This window comes from Variovorax paradoxus, from assembly GCF_009498455.1.
GTDB lineage: Bacteria > Pseudomonadota > Gammaproteobacteria > Burkholderiales > Burkholderiaceae_C > Variovorax > Variovorax paradoxus_H.
Window position 1 is genome coordinate 238627 of sequence record NZ_CP045644.1, and the last position, 16683, is coordinate 255309.

Genomic DNA, 16683 nt, shown 5'->3' on the forward strand with positions numbered 1-16683 from the left:
CAGGGAGCGGCGGCTCAGGCCGCCGCGAACACCAGCGGCAGCCCCGCCTGCAGCGTCGCCTCGCGCGAGAGATTGCTGAAAAACTCTTCGCCGGTCTTGGTGTCCACCCACACCCGGCCGTCGTGCCGGTAGTGGTAGCCGCCGGAGCGTGCCGCCAGCCAGATTTCGTGCAGCGGCTTCTGCAGGTTCACGATCAGCTGGCTGCCGTTCTGGAACGACATCGTGATCATCCCGCCGACCCGCTGGTTGTCGATGTCGGCGTCGGTCGCGTCGTTGATGCGGTCGCAGGCCTGCTCGATGGCGGCAAGCGCCGCCTCGGCGCGGTCCATGTACTCGGTGTCGGTCATTACAATTTCAGCATGTTGAATGTTCGCCAAATTCTAGTGAGCGCTCGCGCCCGCACCGCGCTCATGGTCTGCCTTGCCGCCGGCGCGGCCGGTCTTGCGGCGTGCGGACAGCGCGGCGCGCTCTACCTGCCGACCGATCCGGCGGCCGACCAGCGCGCCACCTTGCCCCAATTGCTCACGCCCGGCGGCTCCTCCAAAGCCTCCGACAACGAAGCGGCCCCCAAGCCCGCCGCAGCGAGCAGCGCCCCACCTCTCCCCAGAAATGACGACGAACACCCCCTGCCCGGCCATCCCCACATCGCCCAACGCGACGGTGCCCTGCACGTCGAGGGCGTCGCGCTCGACGCGCTGGCGCGCGCGCACGGCACGCCGCTGTTCGTCTATTCGAAGCAGTGGATGCTCGACGCCCTGGCCGCCTACCAGCGCGGCTTCGAGGGCCGCGAGGCGCTGATCTGCTACGCGATGAAGGCCAATTCGTCGCTCGGCGTGCTGCGCGTGTTCGCCGAGGCCGGCTGCGGTTTCGACATCGTCTCGGGCGGCGAGCTGTCGCGCGTGCTCGCCGTCGGCGCCGATCCCCGGAAAATCATCTTCTCGGGCGTCGGCAAGACCCGCGCCGAGATGCGCCAGGCGCTGGCGGCCGGCATCGCCTGCTTCAACGTCGAGAGCGAGGCCGAGCTCGACGTGCTCAACGAGGTCGCGCTGGCCGAGAACACGCGCGCGCCGATCAGCATCCGCATCAATCCGAACGTCGATCCGAAGACGCACCCGTACATTTCCACCGGCCTCAAGGGCAACAAGTTCGGCATCGCGCACGACCGCGCGGTGCAGGCCTACCAGCACGCCGCCCGCCTGCCGGGCCTCGAGGTGGTCGGCATCGACTGCCACATCGGCTCGCAGATCACCGAAGCCTCGCCCTACCTGGACGCCTGCGACCGCGTGCTCGACCTGGTGGAAGCCATCGAGGCGGCCGGCGTGCCGATCCATCACCTGGACTTCGGCGGCGGCCTGGGCATCGACTACAACGGCGAGGTGCCGCCCAAGGCCGATGCGCTGTGGCAGCAGCTGCTCGCCAAGCTCGACGCGCGCGGCTTCGGCCAGCGCAAACTGGTCATCGAACCCGGCCGTTCGCTGGTCGGCAATGCCGGCGTGTGCGTGACCGAGGTGCTCTACACCAAGCCCGGCGAAGACAAGAACTTCTGCATCGTCGACGCGGCCATGAACGACCTGCCGCGCCCCGCGATGTACCAGGCCTTCCAGAAGATCGTGTCGCTGCGCGAACGCGCCGGCGACGCGCCGACCTACGACGTGGTGGGCCCGGTCTGCGAAAGCGGCGACTGGATCGGCCGCGACCGCGCGCTCAACGTGGTGGCCGGCGATCTGCTGGCCGTGCTGTCGGCGGGTGCGTACTGCATGAGCATGGCCAGCAACTACAACACGCGCGGCCGTGCGGCCGAGGTTCTGGTGAGCGGCGCCACAGCGAAGCTGATCCGCCGTCGCGAGACGATGGAAGACCAGCTGCGCGCCGAAATCGACGGTTGATCCGGCCTCAGCCGGTGCGCACCGGCTTCTCGCTGCTGCGCGCGGCCACTGCGGGTTGGGCCTGGCGCTTGCGCGCGAAATTCCAGACACGCCACGCCAGCAGCACCCCGATGATCGCGGCGTAGACGAACACTTCGGCGAAGTTGTTCTTGCCCGCGCGCATCCAGAAGAAGTGCAGCAGCCCAAGCCCCGCGATCACATAGACCAGCCTGTGCAGCAGCTGCCAGCGCTTGGCGCCCATCGCCTTGATCGCACGGTTGAATGACGTGGCCGCCAGCGGCGTCAGCAGCACGAAGGCCGAGAACCCCACGAGGATGAACGGCCGCTTGGCGATGTCCTTGGCGATCTCGCCCCACTCGAAGCCCTGGTCGAACCAGCTGTAGCACAGCAGGTGCAGCACCACGTAGAAGTACGCGAACAGGCCCAGCATGCGGCGAAAGCGCGCCAGCGCGTTGAGCTTGGTGATCACGCGCAGCGGCGTCACGGCCAGCACGATGCAGAGGAAGCGCAAGGTCCAGTCGCCGGTCGCGCGGATCAGGAACTCGGCCGGGTTCGCACCCAGCCCGTCGGTGAACGCGCCGTAGGCCAGCCGCGCGAACGGCAACAGGCACAGCAGGAAGACGACCGGCTTGGTCGCCGGGTGCATGAGCAGCTTGTTCAGCATGGCGCGAGGACCGGGCGAGCGCGCCCGCTCAGAAGTTCTTCTTCAGGTCCATGCCGGCGTAGAGCTGGCCGACCTGCGCCTCGTAGCCGTTGAACATCTCGGTCTTGCGCCGCTTCGCGAACAGGCCACCGCCATCGCCGATGCGGCGCTCGGTCGCCTGGCTCCAGCGCGGGTGGTCGACGGCCGGGTTCACGTTCGAATAGAAGCCGTACTCCTGCGCCGCCGCCTTGTTCCAGGCGGTGCTCGGCTCCTTCTCGACGAAGCGGATCTTGACGATCGACTTGGCCGATTTGAAGCCGTACTTCCACGGCACCACGAGCCGCACCGGCGCGCCGTTCTGGTTGGGCAGCACCTCGCCGTACATGCCGAAGGCCAGCAGCGTGAGCGGGTGCATCGCCTCGTCCATGCGCAGGCCTTCGGTGTAGGGCCAGTCGAGCACGCGCGAGCCGACGAAGGGCATGGTCTTCGGGTCGGCCAGCGTCACGAACTCGACGAACTTGGCGTTGCCCTGCGGCTCGACCTTCTTGATGAGCTCGGCCAGCGAATAGCCGACCCACGGGATCACCATCGACCAGCCTTCGACGCAGCGCAGGCGGTAGATGCGTTCTTCCTGCGCACTGAGCTTGAGCAGGTCTTCGATGCCGTACTTGCCCGGCTTCTTGACCAGCCCCTCGACCTCCACGGTCCAGGGCCGCGTCTTCAGGGTGCCGGCGTTCTTCACCGGATCGCCCTTGTCGACGCCGAACTCGTAGTAGTTGTTGTAGCTGCTCGCGTCCTTGTAGTCGGTGAGCTTTTCCATGGTCTGCGCGCCCGGCACGGCCGACTTGGCGCCCGGCAGCAGAGCCAGCTTGTGCGGGCCGGTGGCCTGGGCGAAGGCCTCGCGCCCGGCGAAGGTGGCGAGCGCCGCGCCCGCGGCGCCGCCGGCCATCAGCTTGAGCAGGTCGCGTCGGCCTTCGTAGGCCGCACGCGGCGTGATCTCGCTCGACAGCGGGTGGACAAAACCGGCGCCGTTGCTGCGGCGTGGGCGGGAAGGAAGCGACATGACAGGCCTTTCGCATGAATCGGTTGGCTCAGGGTAGTTCGTGACATGCCCTGCTTCGGTTACGCGCCATGGCGGCGCGCGGTTTCAATTCTTCGCGAAAGGCGCAAAACCTGCGCTCAGAGCGTGCCGTAGCTGTGCAGGCCGCTCAGGAACATGTTCACGCCGAGGAACGCGAAGGTGGTCACGGCCAGGCCGGCCAGCGCCCACCAGGCCGCCACGGTGCCGCGCAGGCCCTTCACGAGGCGCATATGCAGCCAGGCCGCGTAGTTGAGCCAGACGATCAGTGCCCAGGTTTCCTTCGGGTCCCAGCTCCAGTAGCCGCCCCAGGCGTCGGCCGCCCACAGGGCGCCGAGCACGGTCGCGATGGTGAAGAAGGCAAAGCCGACGGTGATCGACTTGTACATGACGTCGTCGAGCACCTCGTTGGCCGGCAGGCGTGCCGCGATGCGCTTGCGCCCCAGCAGGATGCCCGCGGCGATCAACGCCGAGATGCCCGCGTAGATCACCCAGTAGCTGCCGCCGGCTTCCTGCACGCGCTGGCGGAACGCCACGGGCACGAAGCACAGCGCCACGCCCAGCAGCCAGATCGGCGTGAGCTTGTACCAGCGGGTCTCGGTCGCCTGTTCCTTGATGAGGTAGGCGAATGCGACCATGGCCGCGAGCGCGAAGGTGCCGTAGCCGATGAAGTTGGCGGGCACGTGCAGCTTCATCCACCAGCTCTGCAGCGCGGGCACCAGCGGCTGGATCTCATGCGCCTCGCGCACGATCGTGTACCAGAGCAGAAAGCCGACCGCGGCGCTGACCACCAGCATCACGAAGGCGCCGAGCGCGCGCGTGTTGTAGCGCTCTTCAAAGTACAGATAGAACGCGGCCGTCAGCCAGCAGAACAGCACGAACACCTCGTACAGGTTGCTCACCGGGATGTGGCCGATGTCCGGGCCGAGCTGGTGGCTTTCGTACCAGCGCACCATGGTGCCGATCAGCGCCATGGTCACGGCCGCCCAGGCCAGGCGGGAGCCGATCAGGTCGAACGTGTCGGCCTGCTTGCCGGCGACAAAACCGATCCAGTAGAACAGCGTGCTCATGAAGAACAGCACGCTCATCCAGAGGATGGCCGACTGGCTCGACAGGAAGTACTTGAGCCAGAACACCGAGTCGGCGCGCGCCAGGTCGCCCTGGTAGGAACTGATGGCCAGCAGCGACGCCGCGGCCACCACCAGCGCCAGCACCCGCAGTGGGCGCCAGAACCAGCAGATGCCGATGACCGAGACCAGCGCGGCCACGAGGATCGGCTTTTCGTAGCTGTCCATCGAGCCGGCGTGGCGCATGAAGGCGAACGCGCCGCCGGCCAGCACCAGCGCCGCGAACACCCAGTCGAACAGGTTGCGGCGCGAGAGCCAGCTTTCGTGGAGCGTGAGGGTCGTGGTGTTCATGGTGACGCCGGTTCTTCTTTCTTCAGGGCGAGCAGCCTGTGCTTCAGATGCTCGAATTCGCGATCGCTGTCCAGGGTCTTGCGGTTGACCGAGAACGCCATCGTGGCGACGGTTTCGCTGGTGTCGCGGCCGCCGTTGTCTCCAGAGGCGCCGCCGCCGGGTGTCAGCCACACCCACAAACGGCGCTCGCGCACGTACAGCATGGCAAAAATACCGACGATCAGCAACAGACACCCCAGATAGACGATGTTCTTGCCAGGGGCGCGCGCCACCTGGAACACGCTGGCCTGCACCTGGGTGAAGTCGGTCATCATCATCGCGACCGGCGCCGGATAGAAGTGCGCGTCGCTCAGGGCCAGCACGGCCTGCGTCAGGTAGCCCTGGGTTTTCTCGTCGTTCGGCAGCGCGGCCAGGCCGGCGCCTTCGCGGCTCAGGTTGAGCACCTCGAACAGCACGTCGTTGAGGATGCGCACCAGCACCGTGCCGGCGCGCTCGCGCTCGGCCTCGGGCACGTTGGCTTCCATGAACTCGGCAATCGCCTGCCAGCCGCCCTGCGACGCGGCGTCGGGCTTGGCGCGCTCGGCCCCCGAGAACAGCGCCAGCGCACGGGCAGCCGACACGCGCAGCTGCTCGGCCATTTCAGGGCGCTTGGGGTCGGTCGCCTTGGCGATGTAGCGCTCGATGGCGCGCTCGCGCGTGGCGGGGTCGCCCAGCGCGGTGCGCATGCGCACGAAACCGTCCATCGAGCCCTGCTCGTCGGAGGGCACGCGCAGGTAGCGGAACGGCTCCTCGGGCTTCTCGCGCATGCCCAGCAGGAACACCGGCTGGCCGTCGCCGGCATCGACCGGCACCATGTAGTTCTGGTATTCCCGCGCCTGGCCCGACGCGTCGCGCAGCTTGTAGCCGATGCTCGGGCCGATGTTGCGCAGCACCTTGGGCTTGTTGGTCTTGTTGGCGGCGCCCAGACGCGACTCGAGGCCGTGGCGCAGGTCGACCTTGCGCACGTCGGCGCCGCTGCCCATGGCGCCGCCGTCGGCGAAGTTCTCGACGTTGATCACGCGCAGCGCGGCGTACTCGAGCGTGAGCTTGTCGGTGCCGTTGGTGATCTCGGTGCTCGGGCCGCCGATGATGCCTTCGACCTCGAAGGGCTTGGCCGCGGCCGCCATCGGCACCGCCTTGAGCTTCACCGTGGAGCCGCCGTCGTCGAAGCTCGACTGGTAGATCTCCACGCCCTTGTAGCTGGCCGGGTGGTTCACCTCGATGCGGGCCGGCACCTGCTCGCCGCTCTCGCGGTCGTGCAGCACCACCTCGCTGGCGAACAGCTTGGGCATGCCGGTCGAGTAGTAGTCGACGATGAACTTCTTCAGCTCGATGGTGAACGGCAGCTCCTGCAGCAGCACGCCGTCGGCCTGGTTCAGGATGGCCACGTTGCCCCGCCCGCCCTCGGGCACGAGGATGTTCCCGCGGAAGGTCGGGTTGGCGGCCGACAGGCGGTGCTCGGGCGCCACGTCGGCGATCATGCCGCCGCCCGTGAACACGCTCTTGCCGTTGAACCAGGTCTGGGCGCGCACGACGAGGTCGCCGTCGAGCAGGCCGCCGATGCACACCAGCACGATGGCGCTGTGGGCCGCGATGTAGCCCAGCTTGTGGGCGCCGCCGGCACGCGCCGCGACCATCCAGCCCGCCGCGGCCTTGCCGTCCGCGCTGGCGTTGCGCTGTTGCAGTTTGACCTTCCAGCCGCCGCTGACCAGCAGCTGGCCGATGCGGTTGGCCGCCATGTCGGGCGTTTCCGCCAGGCGGTTCTCGGCGCGCTGGCCGAAGGCCTTGAGGCTCTGCGCGCGGATGTCTTCCTTGAACGTGCGCAGGTCGATCAGGATGCGCGGCGTGTTGCGCGCCACGCACAGCGACGTGCTGACCACCAGGAACAGCAGGATCAGCATGAACCACCAGGCGCTGTAGACCGAATCGAGCCGGGCCGCGCGGAACAGCTCGGCCCAGAAGGGGCCGAACTGGTTGATGTAGTTGTTGATCGGTTCGTGCTGCTTGAGCACGGTGCCGATGATCGAGGCGATGCAGATGACCGTCAGCAGCGCGATCGCGAAGCGCATCGACGACAGCAGTTCCACCGCGGCGCGAAGCAGCTGCGGGCCGCGATGCACGCGAAGGCCATGGGTGGAAACGGTCATCGGGAGGGAACCAGGAAAGGGGAAAAAACAAAAGGGCGGGCCATCCTGCTGGATCGGCCCGCCCTTTGTTTGGGATTTTTATCGGCGGTTAGTTCACGCTGGACAGCGCGACAGCGGAAATCAGCGCAGGCCGGCGATGTAGTCGGCGACGGCCTTGATTTCGCGGTCGTTGAGCTTGGCGGCCACGCCGTTCATCGGCGAGCTGTTCAGGCGGACGTTGTCGCGGAAGGCCACGAGCTGGGTCACGGTGTAGTCGGCGTGCTGGCCGCCCAGGCGCGGGTACTGGGCCGGGAGGCCGGCACCGTTCGGGCTGTGGCAGCCGGCGCAGGCGGGGATCTGGCGATCGCCGATGCCGCCGCGGTAGATTTTTTCGCCGAGGGCGACCGTGTCCTTCTCTTTCGAGAAGCCCGGCTTGATCTTCTTGGAGCCGACGAACCAGGCGATGTTGCGCATGTCTTCTTCGGACAGCGCCGACGCCAGCGGCTTCATGATCGCGCTCTTGCGCTTGCCGGACTTGAAGTCCTGCAGCTGCTTGAGGATGTATTCGGGGTGTTGTTGCGCCAGCTTCGGGTTGGCTGCGATGGCCGAGTTGCCGTCGGCGTTGTGGCACGAAGCACAGCTTTGGCTGTTGGCCGGCGTCGCGTTGAAGAGCGTGTCGCCCTTGGCGGGATCGGGCTTGGCCGGCTTGGCGGCTGCCGCTGCGGGGGCAGCGGCAGGCTCATCGGCTGCAAAACTCGCGCTGGCTGTGACGCCCATGAGGGCTGCAAGCAGAATATTGGCAAACAACTTCATATCGGGGGCTTAGATTTATGGCGCAAAACCCCGCGATTCTACAATGGCGCCCCGTTCCGAAAGCCCATTGATGACCTCCCCGCGCGCCAAGTCCGCCGCTTATCCTCCCCGCGCGGCCCCTGCCGTGGACCCGCAGGTCGCTGAACGCGAGCGCGTGGCCCTGGGTTGGCTGCACACCGCCCACTTCCTGACCAGCGCTCCGCAGCTGGAACACCTGCCTCCGGTCGACCTGCCCGAGATCGCTTTTGTCGGCCGTTCCAACGCCGGCAAATCGACCGCCATCAACACGCTGACGCAGCAGACCCGCCTGGCTTTTGCCTCGAAGACGCCCGGCCGCACGCAGCACATCAACCTGTTCGGCATCGGCAAGCAGAAGGTCGACGACGCCGTGCTGGCCGACCTGCCCGGCTACGGCTACGCGGCCGTGCCGAAGGAAGCCAAGCTGCGCTGGCAGCGCGTGATGGGCAACTACCTCATGACGCGCGAAAGCCTGCGCGGGGTTGTCCTGATGTGCGATCCGCGCCACGGTCTGACCGAGCTCGACGAGATCCTGCTCGACGTGATCCGTCCGCGCGTGCAGCAAGGCCTCAAGTTCCTGATCCTGCTGACCAAGTCCGACAAGCTCACGCGCAGCGAAGCCGCCAAGGTGCTGTCGATTACGCGACTGAACGCCGGCGGCGGCGAGGTCAAACTGTTCTCGGCCCTGAAGAAGCAAGGAGTCGGCGAGGCGGCCGAGCTGCTGTGGCGCTGGGTGCATCCCGACGACGCTGCCGCGGCACCGGCGACACCGGTGGCACCCGAGCCGCCACCGGCAGAAGACGACGCCTGATGCACTAGAGGAACCGGCTGCATCGAGCGCCTCGCCTGCGAAGTTCACTATCAAAACAATAGCGACAGTCAACCCAAGGAGACACGAAGCATGATCGAGACCTTCCAACGCAGCCTGCCCAACGGCACCACCCTGAGCTGCCGCGCCGCCGGCAAGCCGGGCCAGCCGCTGATGGTGTTCCTGCACGGCTTTCCCGAGGCCGCGTTCATCTGGGACGAGCTGCTCGCCTACTTCTCGGACCCGGCCCACGGCGGCTACCGCTGCGTGGCGCCCAACCTGCGCGGCTTCGAGAAGTCCAGCGCGCCCACGGAAGTGGCCGACTACAAGGCCCACCTGCTGATCCAGGACATCCAGCAGCTCGTCGCCACCGAGAGCGCCGACGGCACGATGGCCGTGCTGGTCGCCCACGACTGGGGCGGCGCCTTCGCCTGGGGCTACGCCAACGCCTTCCCCCAGCAGGTCGGCAAGCTCGTCATCATCAATTCGCCGCACCCGGGCACGTTCACGCGCGAGCTGCGCAACAACCCGGCGCAGCAGCAGGCCAGCGCGTACATGCACTTCCTGGCGCGCCCCGATGCCGAAGCCCTGCTCGCGGCCGACGATTTCAAGCGCATGTGGCCCTTCTTCCTGCTGATGAAGGCCGGCCCCGATGGTTTCGGCTGGCTCACCGAAGAAGTGAGGCAGCAGTACCGTGAGGTCTGGAGCGCGGGCCTCACGGGCGCTTGCAACCTGTACCGCGTGACGCCGATGAAGCCGCCGCTGCCAGGCCAGACCGTCGACAGCATTCCGGTGCTGCCGCGCGAACGCCTCACGGTGACCATGCCGACCTTCGTGTTCTGGGCGCTCGACGACGCGGCGCTGCTGCCGGGCCTGCTCGAAGGGCTGGAAGCGTACGTGCCGAAGCTCGAGGTCAAGAAGGTGCCGAACGCCACCCACTGGATCGTGCACGAGCAGCCGCAGCTGGTCGCGCGCGAGATCGAGGGCTTCCTGGCCCGCAATCAGTAAATGGGTGGCTCGCCCTCAGGGCGGGTCTTGAAGCGCCGATGCACCCAGTAGTACTGGGACGGCATCGTGTCGATGTAGCCCTGCAGGCGCTCGTTCATGAGCGCCGTGTCGGCCTCGACGTCGTCGGTGGGGAAGTTCTGCCACGCCGACAGCACCTGGATCTCGTAGCCGCCGGGCGTGAGCTTCGCCACCACCGGCACCACCTTGGCCTTGCCCAGCCGCGCGAAGCGCGAGAGTGACGGCACGGTGGCCGCCTGCACGCCGTAGAAGGGCACGAAGATGGTCTGGTCGCGCCCGAAGTCCATGTCGGGCAGCAGGTACAACAGGCCGCCCTTGCGCAGCCCCGAGAGGATGGGCTTGATGCCGTCGACCCGGTTGAGCGCCGCCACGTCGCCGAAGCGCGTGCGGCCTTCGCGAATCCACGCATCGACCATCGGATCGCGCTGGGTCGTGTAGATCGTGGCCGACGGGCGCGCCGTGTGCATGGTGAGCGCGGTGGCCGCGGCATCGAGTCCGTAGAAGTGCGGCGCGAACAGGATCATCGGCGCGTCGCCCTCGGCGATCTCGCGGATCTCCGAGGCAGAACCGACGATCTTCAGCCGGCTTTTCACCACCTGTTCAGGCGCATGCCAGAGCCAGCTGCGGTCCAGCCACGACTGCGCGACGAAGACGAAGGTCTCGCGCGCGATGGCCCGGCGCTCGGCCTCCGATTTTTCGGGGAAGCACAGGGCCAGGTTCCGGTCGACCACACGCCGCCGCGGCACGGCGATGGTGTGCAGCAATCGGCCGAGCACCTTGCTGAAGCCGCGCACCAGCGGCAGAGGCATCGGTGCCAGCACCCGCATGAAGCCGATACCGAGTCGGGAGCTGAGACTCATGGCGCAGCCCCTCCGGCAGCGTTGGCCACCACGGCCGGTTCGCCGCGCGGCTCCTTGTAGCGCGCGTAGTCCCAGACGTACTGGCCGGGCAGGCTGTGGATCAGGCGGCCGATGCCGTCGTTCATGGCGGCAGCGGCGTCTTCGATCGAGGCCTTGGGGTCGGTGAGCGCGGTGCCGACGATCGGCTCGAAGCGGATCACATAGCCCGCGCCGCGCGGCAACCGCTCGCACACGCTGAGGAAGCAGGCGGCGCCGGTCTGTTGGGCCAAACGGGGAAGCAGGGTCATGGTGTACGCGGGACGGCCGAGAAAAGGCGCCCACACGCCCTGCCCCAGCGGCGGCACCTGGTCGGGCAGGATGCCGGTGTAGCCACCGCTGCGCAGCGTGCGGATCAGGCCGCGCACGCCGGTGTTGTTGGTCGGCAGGGTCTGCAGGCCGGGCCGGTCGCGCGAACCCGCGGCGATCAGGTCGGCCATCCATTTTTTGCGCGCCGGACGGAACAGCGCGGTGATCGGGCCGAAGTCTGCGAGGAAGCGCTCGCCGATGGCCTGGCCGCACATCTCCCAGCTGCCCAGGTGCGGCGCCACGAGGATCACACCCTTCTTGGCGCGCATCGCGGCCTCGAAGGCCTCGACGCCTTCCCAGCGCACCACGCGCGTCAGCACGCTCTCGCCGTGCGGGCGCAGCCACAGCCAGGGCAGTTCGGAGGCCATGTGGCCGGCGGCGGCGATGGCGGGACGGTACTGCGCGGGCGAGAAGCCGGCGCTCTCGGCGTTGGCCTTGAAGCGGCGGCGGTAGTCCGGCGCGCACCACCAGACCAGCCATCCCAGCAAGGCGCCGAACCGATGCATCAACGGCATCGGCACGCGGGCAAGCAGGCGGAACAGGGTGATCATTGAACGGGGAGGGGGAGAGAGTCAGGAAGCGTCAAAAGGCGGACGCGCGCGCATGGTATTGCGCGGCTCGAATAGAATGCAAATTGTCGCCGAGTTACGGAACAACTTGCAGGGCGACACCCACAAGCGCGCATGCGATTGTGTCCCGTCGATTCTTCGACATCTGCTAAAGCGTTCGCCAGGGCTCCGCAGAGTTGGCAACGCGCCAATTGCAACTTCAAGGAGTGACCACAGTGGCGAACGACTTTCTCTTTACCTCCGAATCGGTCTCCGAAGGCCACCCCGACAAGGTCGCGGACCAGATCTCGGACGCGATCCTCGATGCGATCTTCGAGCAAGACCCCCGCAGCCGCGTCGCCGCCGAAACGCTGACCAACACCGGCCTCGTGGTGCTCGCCGGCGAGATCACGACCAACGCGCACGTCGACTACATCCAGGTCGCGCGCGACACCATCAAGCGCATCGGCTACGACAACACCGAGTACGGCATCGACTACAAGGGTTGCGCCGTGATGGTCTGCTACGACAAGCAGTCCAACGACATCGCCCAGGGCGTGGACCATGCGTCCGACGACCACCTGAACACCGGCGCCGGCGACCAGGGCCTGATGTTCGGCTACGCCTGCGACGAGACGCCCGAGCTGATGCCCGCGCCGATCTACTACGCGCACCGCCTCGTGGAGCGCCAGGCCCAGCTGCGCAAGGACGGCCGCCTGCCCTTCCTGCGTCCTGATGCCAAGAGCCAGGTCACGATGCGCTACGTGGACGGCAAGCCGCACAGCATCGACACCGTGGTGCTCTCCACGCAGCACAGCCCCGACCAGAGCGAAACGCCGACCAAGATGAAGGCCTCGTTCAACGAAGCCATCATCGAAGAGATCATCAAGCCCGTGCTGCCCAAGGAATGGCTGCAGAACACGCGCTACCTGATCAACCCGACCGGCCGCTTCGTCATCGGCGGTCCGCAGGGCGATTGCGGCCTCACGGGCCGCAAGATCATCGTCGACACCTACGGCGGCGCCTGCCCGCACGGCGGCGGCGCGTTCTCCGGCAAGGACCCGTCGAAGGTCGACCGCTCGGCCGCCTACGCCGCGCGCTACGTGGCCAAGAACATCGTGGCCGCCGGCCTGGCCCGCCAGTGCCAGATCCAGGTGGCCTACGCGATCGGCGTGGCCCAGCCGATGAACATCACGGTCTACACCGAAGGCACCGGCGTGATCTCGGACGAGAAGATCGCCGAACTCGTGCGCGAGCACTTCGACCTGCGCCCGAAGGGCATCATCCAGATGCTCGATCTGCTGCGCCCGATCTACCAGAAGACCGCCGCCTACGGCCACTTCGGCCGCGAAGAGCCCGAGTTCACCTGGGAAGCCACGACGCAAGCCGCTGCACTGCGCGCTGCGGCCGGCCTCAAGTAAGCACGCTGCAAACTCGGCCTCAAGGCCCGCCGTCCCCTCGGGGCGGCGGGCCTTTTCTTTTCAGGGCGCGTTCAGAAGCGGTACGCGCCGCTCAGGCCCACTGTCCAGTTGCGGCCCAGCGCGGGCTCGTAGAAGCGCGCATTGCCTTCGTTGACGATGACCGAGCCCAGGTAGCGGCGGTCGAACAGGTTATCGACGCGCGCGAAGGCGTTGAAATCCCAGCGTTCCCACTTCTTCAGGTAACCGGCATACAGCGCCGCCACGGCGTAGCCATGCGCGCTTGCGGTGTTCAGGTCGTTGGCCTGGATGCGGCTCAGCGCGCGCATCTCGACACCCGCGCGCCAGCCCTCCGGCGGCACCCAGCCGAGCGAGGCGAACAGCGACTGCCGCGCGATGCCCGGGATGCGGTTGCCTGCGTTCACCGCGTTGCTGCCCGCGCAGGGCGACGGCGAACAGAACGCATCACGGTACGTCGCGTCGAGCCACGTGTAGGCCACCTGCGTGCGCCAATGGTTGGCCGTCTCGTGCTGCCACCCCAGCTCGAAGCCATTGCGCCGCGTGCGCCCCGCGTTCTGGAAGGTGGCGCGGCCGCCGCTGTTGGTGGCGGTGACGATCTCGTCGCGCGTGCGCGTGTGGAACAGCGCCGCTGTCAGCAGGCCGCCCGCCAGCCGCGCCTTCGCGCCCACCTCGAGGCTGTCGTTCACCGAAGGCCGCAGCCCGAAGTTGAGCCCGCTCGCGCCACCCGGGCGGTACGACAGCTCGTTGAGCGTCGGCGTCTCGAAGCCCCGGCCGACCGAGCTGTACAGCGCGAGATCGGGCGTAGCCTGGTAGCGCAGCGAGGCCACGGGCAAGGTCTTGCTGTAGCTCGCACTGCCGCTGTCGTCGCGGTTGGCTCCGCCGATGTACAGGTCGTGCGAATCGAAGTGCACGCGGCTGCGGCGCACGCCGGCCTCGAGCGTCCAGCGCTCGGCAAAACGCCAGGCCGCCTGCGCATAGGGATCGAGATTCCAGACCTCGTTGCGCTCGTTGCGACGCAGCCGCCCTTGCACGCCCAGCACGGGCATCGCGGCGGAGCCCTGGTAGTTCTGATGGCCGAGGCGGCGCTCGCGCAGGCTGTCGTAGCCCAGGCCCGCCACGAGGTCGAAGGGCCGGTCGGCCAGTTGCAGCGCGGCGGTCCAACGCAGGTCGACGCCGCCGTACTGGCGCGTGAGGTCGATCACGCCGCCCGCATGCAGCGGGCTTTGCTGTGCCGACGGCGGAATCGACTGGAACTGCACGGTCTTGCGCTCGCCGCCATAGACCATGAACTGCAGCGCCTGCTCGGCATTGAGCCGCCGCTCGTAGCGCAGGCCGACCTGCGTCTGCTCGACCGTCTTGCGCGTGTCGTACTGCAGCGCGAGCGGTGCCTTGCGCGGCGCCTGCGCAGCCTGCTCGGCCGTCAGGCCCAGCGGGTCTTGCGCCTCGATGCGCACGCTGTTGAACACGAGCGTGAGCTTGTCGCCGTTGTCGAGCGCGACGCCCAGCTTGCCGTTCGCGATGTTGCGCCGCGCGGCGCTCTGCTCGCGCCAGCCGTCGGTGCGAAAGTGGCTCGCACCGAGCAGGTAGTCGACCGCGCCCTGCGAACCGCTGAGCTGCAGCGACTGGCGCCAGCTGCCGAAGCTGCCGCCCGCCAGCGAAAAGGACAAGCGCGGCGCGCCCTCCCCCGAGGCCGTGAAGGCCTGCACCACGCCGCCCGACGAATTGCCGTAAAGCGCCGAGAACGGCCCACGCAGCACCTCGACGCGGTCGACCGAGCCGATGTCGATGTTCGAGGTCTGCCCCTGCCCGTCGGGCAAGGTGGCCGGAATGCCGTCGACGTACAGGCGCACGCCGCGAACGCCGAAGGTCGAGCGCGCGCCGAAGCCGCGCACCGACAGCTGCAGGTCCTGCGCGTAGTTCATGCGGTTCTGCACCTGCAGGCCGGGCACGGCGCCGAGGCTTTCGGACAGGTTGACCTGCATGCGGCTGTCGCGCATCTCGTCGCCGTCGACGCGATCGACCGAGCCGGGCACGAGAAACGGAGACAGCGTGCCGCGCGGCGTGGAGACGGTGACATCGCGCAGCGTGCCGGCCGGCACCGCTGCGGGTTGCTGGCCGTGCACGGCCAGCGGAGCGCCCAGGATCAGCAGGCGAAGCGGGTAAGAGAGTGCGGCATTCATCGGCACCGATTCTGCGTCGGTGCCCTGCCCCTTTGGCCTAGCGCGAACCCGTGCGCGGCGACCGGCGCCAGCCGTACCAGGCGCACACGAGCACCGGAATACCCAGGCCGACCCAGGCCACCATGTCGCCCACGCCGCCGTCGCTGAACAGCGCGGTGATGAGGCCGATGGTGGTCAGCACGCCCAGCACGATCGGCCAGCCCCACATGCGCCAGAAGGACTGGTGCGGTGCCTTGTGGTGCGTCGTCATGCCTGCACCTTCATGGCCGGTGCCGGGTCGGGCTGCGGGCCCGAGGCCGAAGGCGGTGCGCGCTCCGTGGCCGGCGCCGCCGTGGTGGCCGCGCGGGCCGGCACGGTGTTGCCGCGCTTGAGCCACAGGTACAGCCCGCTGCCCAGCACGATGATGGTCGCGATGTCGAGCAGCGCCCACAGGATCTGCATCGGCATGCCGCCGTAGTCACCGAAATGCAGCGGCTGCGACACCAGCAGCGCCGTGAGGTACCAGGGCAGCTTCGGCGCCGCCGTGATCTCGGTGGTCTTCGCATCGACCAGCACCGGCTGCAGCAGCTTCGAGGTGAAGGGCTCCTTGCCGCGCAGGAAGAAGGTCGTGTGGTGCGGGCTGGAGAACGCGGTGCCCGGGAAGGCGATGAACGACAGCCGGTTGCCCGGCGCGTGCTGCATCGCCGCGTCGTACGAGCGCTGCACCGAGCCGCGCTCGCCCACGGCGACCACGGGCTCGTTCTTGTAGGGAGCCAGCAGCGTGGTGAGCTGGTCGTACTGCCAGTACTTGATCACCAGGTCGGCCCAGGTGTTGATCATGCCGGTGGCGCCCACCACAAAGAGCCACACCAGGGTGACGACGCCCAGCAGGTTGTGCAGGTCGAGCCACTTCAGGCGGGGCCGCTTCTCGCGGCGCACCGTGCCGAAGTCGAGCTTGCGCATGAACGGCGAATACAGCACCACGCCCGAGACGATCGCGACCAATAGCAGGAAGCCCATGAAGCCCAGGAACAGCTTGCCCGGCAGGCCCGCGAACAGGTCGACGTGCAGCTTGAACATCACGTACATGAAGCCCTCGTCGAACTTCGGCTGCGCAAGGATGACGCCGGTGCGCGCATCGACCGCGACCGACTTGAAGTCGTCGGTGGGCGCGGGCGTCGGCGTGAGCGTGACGAACCACAGGCCGTCGTCGTCTTCGGGATGCGAGACGAACTGCACCACGCGATCGGGGTGCTGCGCGCGCGCCACTTCGAGCACGCGGTCCAGGCTCACGCGCGGCGTGTTCGCCGGCATCTTCGGCGCCTCGACCTCGGTGCCCAGCAGGTGGCCGATCTCGTGGTGGAAGATCAGCGGCAGGCCGGTGATGCACAGCAGCAGCATGAACACCGTGCAGACGAGGCTGCTCCACTTGTGGACCCAGGCCCAGGTCTTGATCTTTCGGCTGTCCATGTCGTCG

At 67.8% G+C, this 16683-nt stretch carries 15 protein-coding genes; 4 read left to right on the top strand and 11 right to left on the bottom strand.

Going from position 1 to position 16683, the window contains the following annotated elements:
• Nucleotides 1-14: 14 nt before the first annotated feature.
• Entirely contained in the window at nt 15-347 is a 333-nt protein-coding gene (cyaY, locus tag GFK26_RS01075; RefSeq protein WP_153280472.1) for an iron donor protein CyaY, read from the bottom strand.
• Between the two features lie 36 nt (nt 348-383).
• Here cyaY and lysA point away from each other — a divergent pair, with 36 nt between their 5' ends.
• Nucleotides 384-1886 carry a diaminopimelate decarboxylase gene (gene lysA, locus GFK26_RS01080; protein WP_228121863.1) on the top strand — a complete coding sequence of 501 codons (1503 nt, stop codon included), beginning with the start codon at nt 384-386 and terminating at the stop codon, nt 1884-1886.
• Between the two features lie 7 nt (nt 1887-1893).
• Here lysA and GFK26_RS01085 read toward each other — a convergent pair whose 3' ends face one another.
• From GFK26_RS01085 to GFK26_RS01105, 5 genes are all read right to left on the bottom strand, one after another.
• Nucleotides 1894-2547 (bottom strand): sulfite oxidase heme-binding subunit YedZ, encoded by a 654-nt coding sequence (locus GFK26_RS01085; protein ID WP_153285813.1) that lies wholly within the window; start codon nt 2545-2547, stop codon nt 1894-1896.
• 31 nt (nt 2548-2578) lie between these two features.
• Nucleotides 2579-3592 carry a protein-methionine-sulfoxide reductase catalytic subunit MsrP gene (msrP, locus tag GFK26_RS01090; protein WP_153280473.1) on the bottom strand — a complete coding sequence of 338 codons (1014 nt, stop codon included), beginning with the start codon at nt 3590-3592 and terminating at the stop codon, nt 2579-2581.
• A gap of 116 nt (nt 3593-3708) precedes the next feature.
• Nucleotides 3709-5025 (bottom strand): c-type cytochrome biogenesis protein CcsB, encoded by a 1317-nt coding sequence (ccsB, locus tag GFK26_RS01095; RefSeq protein WP_153280474.1) that lies wholly within the window; start codon nt 5023-5025, stop codon nt 3709-3711.
• On the bottom strand, nt 5022-7211 hold the full coding sequence (locus tag GFK26_RS01100) for a cytochrome c biogenesis protein ResB (protein WP_153280475.1): 2190 nt from the start codon (nt 7209-7211) through the stop codon (nt 5022-5024). The genes ccsB and GFK26_RS01100 overlap by 4 nt, the downstream gene beginning before the upstream one ends.
• Before the next feature lie 120 nt (nt 7212-7331).
• Nucleotides 7332-8003: a c-type cytochrome gene (locus tag GFK26_RS01105; protein ID WP_153280476.1), complete on the bottom strand. Its 672-nt coding sequence runs from the start codon at nt 8001-8003 to the stop codon at nt 7332-7334.
• 70 nt (nt 8004-8073) lie between these two features.
• Between GFK26_RS01105 and yihA the strand changes: the two genes are divergently transcribed.
• Nucleotides 8074-8832, top strand: coding sequence for a ribosome biogenesis GTP-binding protein YihA/YsxC (gene yihA / locus GFK26_RS01110; RefSeq protein ID WP_153280477.1), 759 nt, complete (start codon nt 8074-8076; stop codon nt 8830-8832).
• 90 nt (nt 8833-8922) lie between these two features.
• Nucleotides 8923-9837, top strand: coding sequence for an alpha/beta fold hydrolase (locus GFK26_RS01115; protein WP_153280478.1), 915 nt, complete (start codon nt 8923-8925; stop codon nt 9835-9837).
• Here GFK26_RS01115 and GFK26_RS01120 read toward each other — a convergent pair.
• Together GFK26_RS01120 and GFK26_RS01125 are read right to left on the bottom strand one after the other, a co-directional pair.
• Nucleotides 9831-10715: a lipid A biosynthesis acyltransferase gene (locus GFK26_RS01120; protein WP_153280479.1), complete on the bottom strand. Its 885-nt coding sequence runs from the start codon at nt 10713-10715 to the stop codon at nt 9831-9833. The genes GFK26_RS01115 and GFK26_RS01120 overlap by 7 nt on opposite strands.
• Entirely contained in the window at nt 10712-11611 is a 900-nt protein-coding gene (locus GFK26_RS01125) for a lysophospholipid acyltransferase family protein (RefSeq protein ID WP_153280480.1), read from the bottom strand. Before GFK26_RS01125 ends, GFK26_RS01120 begins: the two co-directional genes overlap by 4 nt.
• A gap of 233 nt (nt 11612-11844) precedes the next feature.
• Between GFK26_RS01125 and metK the strand changes: the two genes are divergently transcribed.
• On the top strand, nt 11845-13029 hold the full coding sequence (metK, locus tag GFK26_RS01130; RefSeq protein WP_153280481.1) for a methionine adenosyltransferase: 1185 nt from the start codon (nt 11845-11847) through the stop codon (nt 13027-13029).
• A 71-nt stretch (nt 13030-13100) separates the two neighbouring features.
• Here the strand turns inward: metK and GFK26_RS01135 are convergent, their stop codons facing one another.
• The 3 genes from GFK26_RS01135 to GFK26_RS01145 are packed head-to-tail and all read right to left on the bottom strand — an operon-like array spanning nt 13101 to nt 16676.
• Nucleotides 13101-15227 carry a TonB-dependent receptor gene (locus tag GFK26_RS01135; RefSeq protein ID WP_153280482.1) on the bottom strand — a complete coding sequence of 709 codons (2127 nt, stop codon included), beginning with the start codon at nt 15225-15227 and terminating at the stop codon, nt 13101-13103.
• Between the two features lie 37 nt (nt 15228-15264).
• Entirely contained in the window at nt 15265-15477 is a 213-nt protein-coding gene (locus GFK26_RS01140; RefSeq protein ID WP_153280483.1) for a hypothetical protein, read from the bottom strand.
• Nucleotides 15474-16676: a PepSY-associated TM helix domain-containing protein gene (locus tag GFK26_RS01145; protein WP_153280484.1), complete on the bottom strand. Its 1203-nt coding sequence runs from the start codon at nt 16674-16676 to the stop codon at nt 15474-15476. The genes GFK26_RS01140 and GFK26_RS01145 overlap by 4 nt, the downstream gene beginning before the upstream one ends.
• Nucleotides 16677-16683: the final 7 nt, after the last annotated feature.

Coding starts and splice junctions, on each gene's coding strand:
- cyaY (WP_153280472.1), bottom strand. CDS start 347: ATGACCGACACCGAGTACATGGACCGCGCCGAGGCGGCGCTTGCCGCC.
- msrP (WP_153280473.1), bottom strand. CDS start 3,592: ATGTCGCTTCCTTCCCGCCCACGCCGCAGCAACGGCGCCGGTTTTGTC.
- ccsB (WP_153280474.1), bottom strand. CDS start 5,025: ATGAACACCACGACCCTCACGCTCCACGAAAGCTGGCTCTCGCGCCGC.
- GFK26_RS01100 (WP_153280475.1), bottom strand. CDS start 7,211: ATGACCGTTTCCACCCATGGCCTTCGCGTGCATCGCGGCCCGCAGCTG.
- GFK26_RS01105 (WP_153280476.1), bottom strand. CDS start 8,003: ATGAAGTTGTTTGCCAATATTCTGCTTGCAGCCCTCATGGGCGTCACA.
- yihA (WP_153280477.1), top strand. CDS start 8,074: ATGACCTCCCCGCGCGCCAAGTCCGCCGCTTATCCTCCCCGCGCGGCC.
- GFK26_RS01115 (WP_153280478.1), top strand. CDS start 8,923: ATGATCGAGACCTTCCAACGCAGCCTGCCCAACGGCACCACCCTGAGC.
- GFK26_RS01120 (WP_153280479.1), bottom strand. CDS start 10,715: ATGAGTCTCAGCTCCCGACTCGGTATCGGCTTCATGCGGGTGCTGGCA.
- GFK26_RS01125 (WP_153280480.1), bottom strand. CDS start 11,611: ATGATCACCCTGTTCCGCCTGCTTGCCCGCGTGCCGATGCCGTTGATG.
- GFK26_RS01135 (WP_153280482.1), bottom strand. CDS start 15,227: ATGAATGCCGCACTCTCTTACCCGCTTCGCCTGCTGATCCTGGGCGCT.
- GFK26_RS01140 (WP_153280483.1), bottom strand. CDS start 15,477: ATGACGACGCACCACAAGGCACCGCACCAGTCCTTCTGGCGCATGTGG.
- GFK26_RS01145 (WP_153280484.1), bottom strand. CDS start 16,676: ATGGACAGCCGAAAGATCAAGACCTGGGCCTGGGTCCACAAGTGGAGC.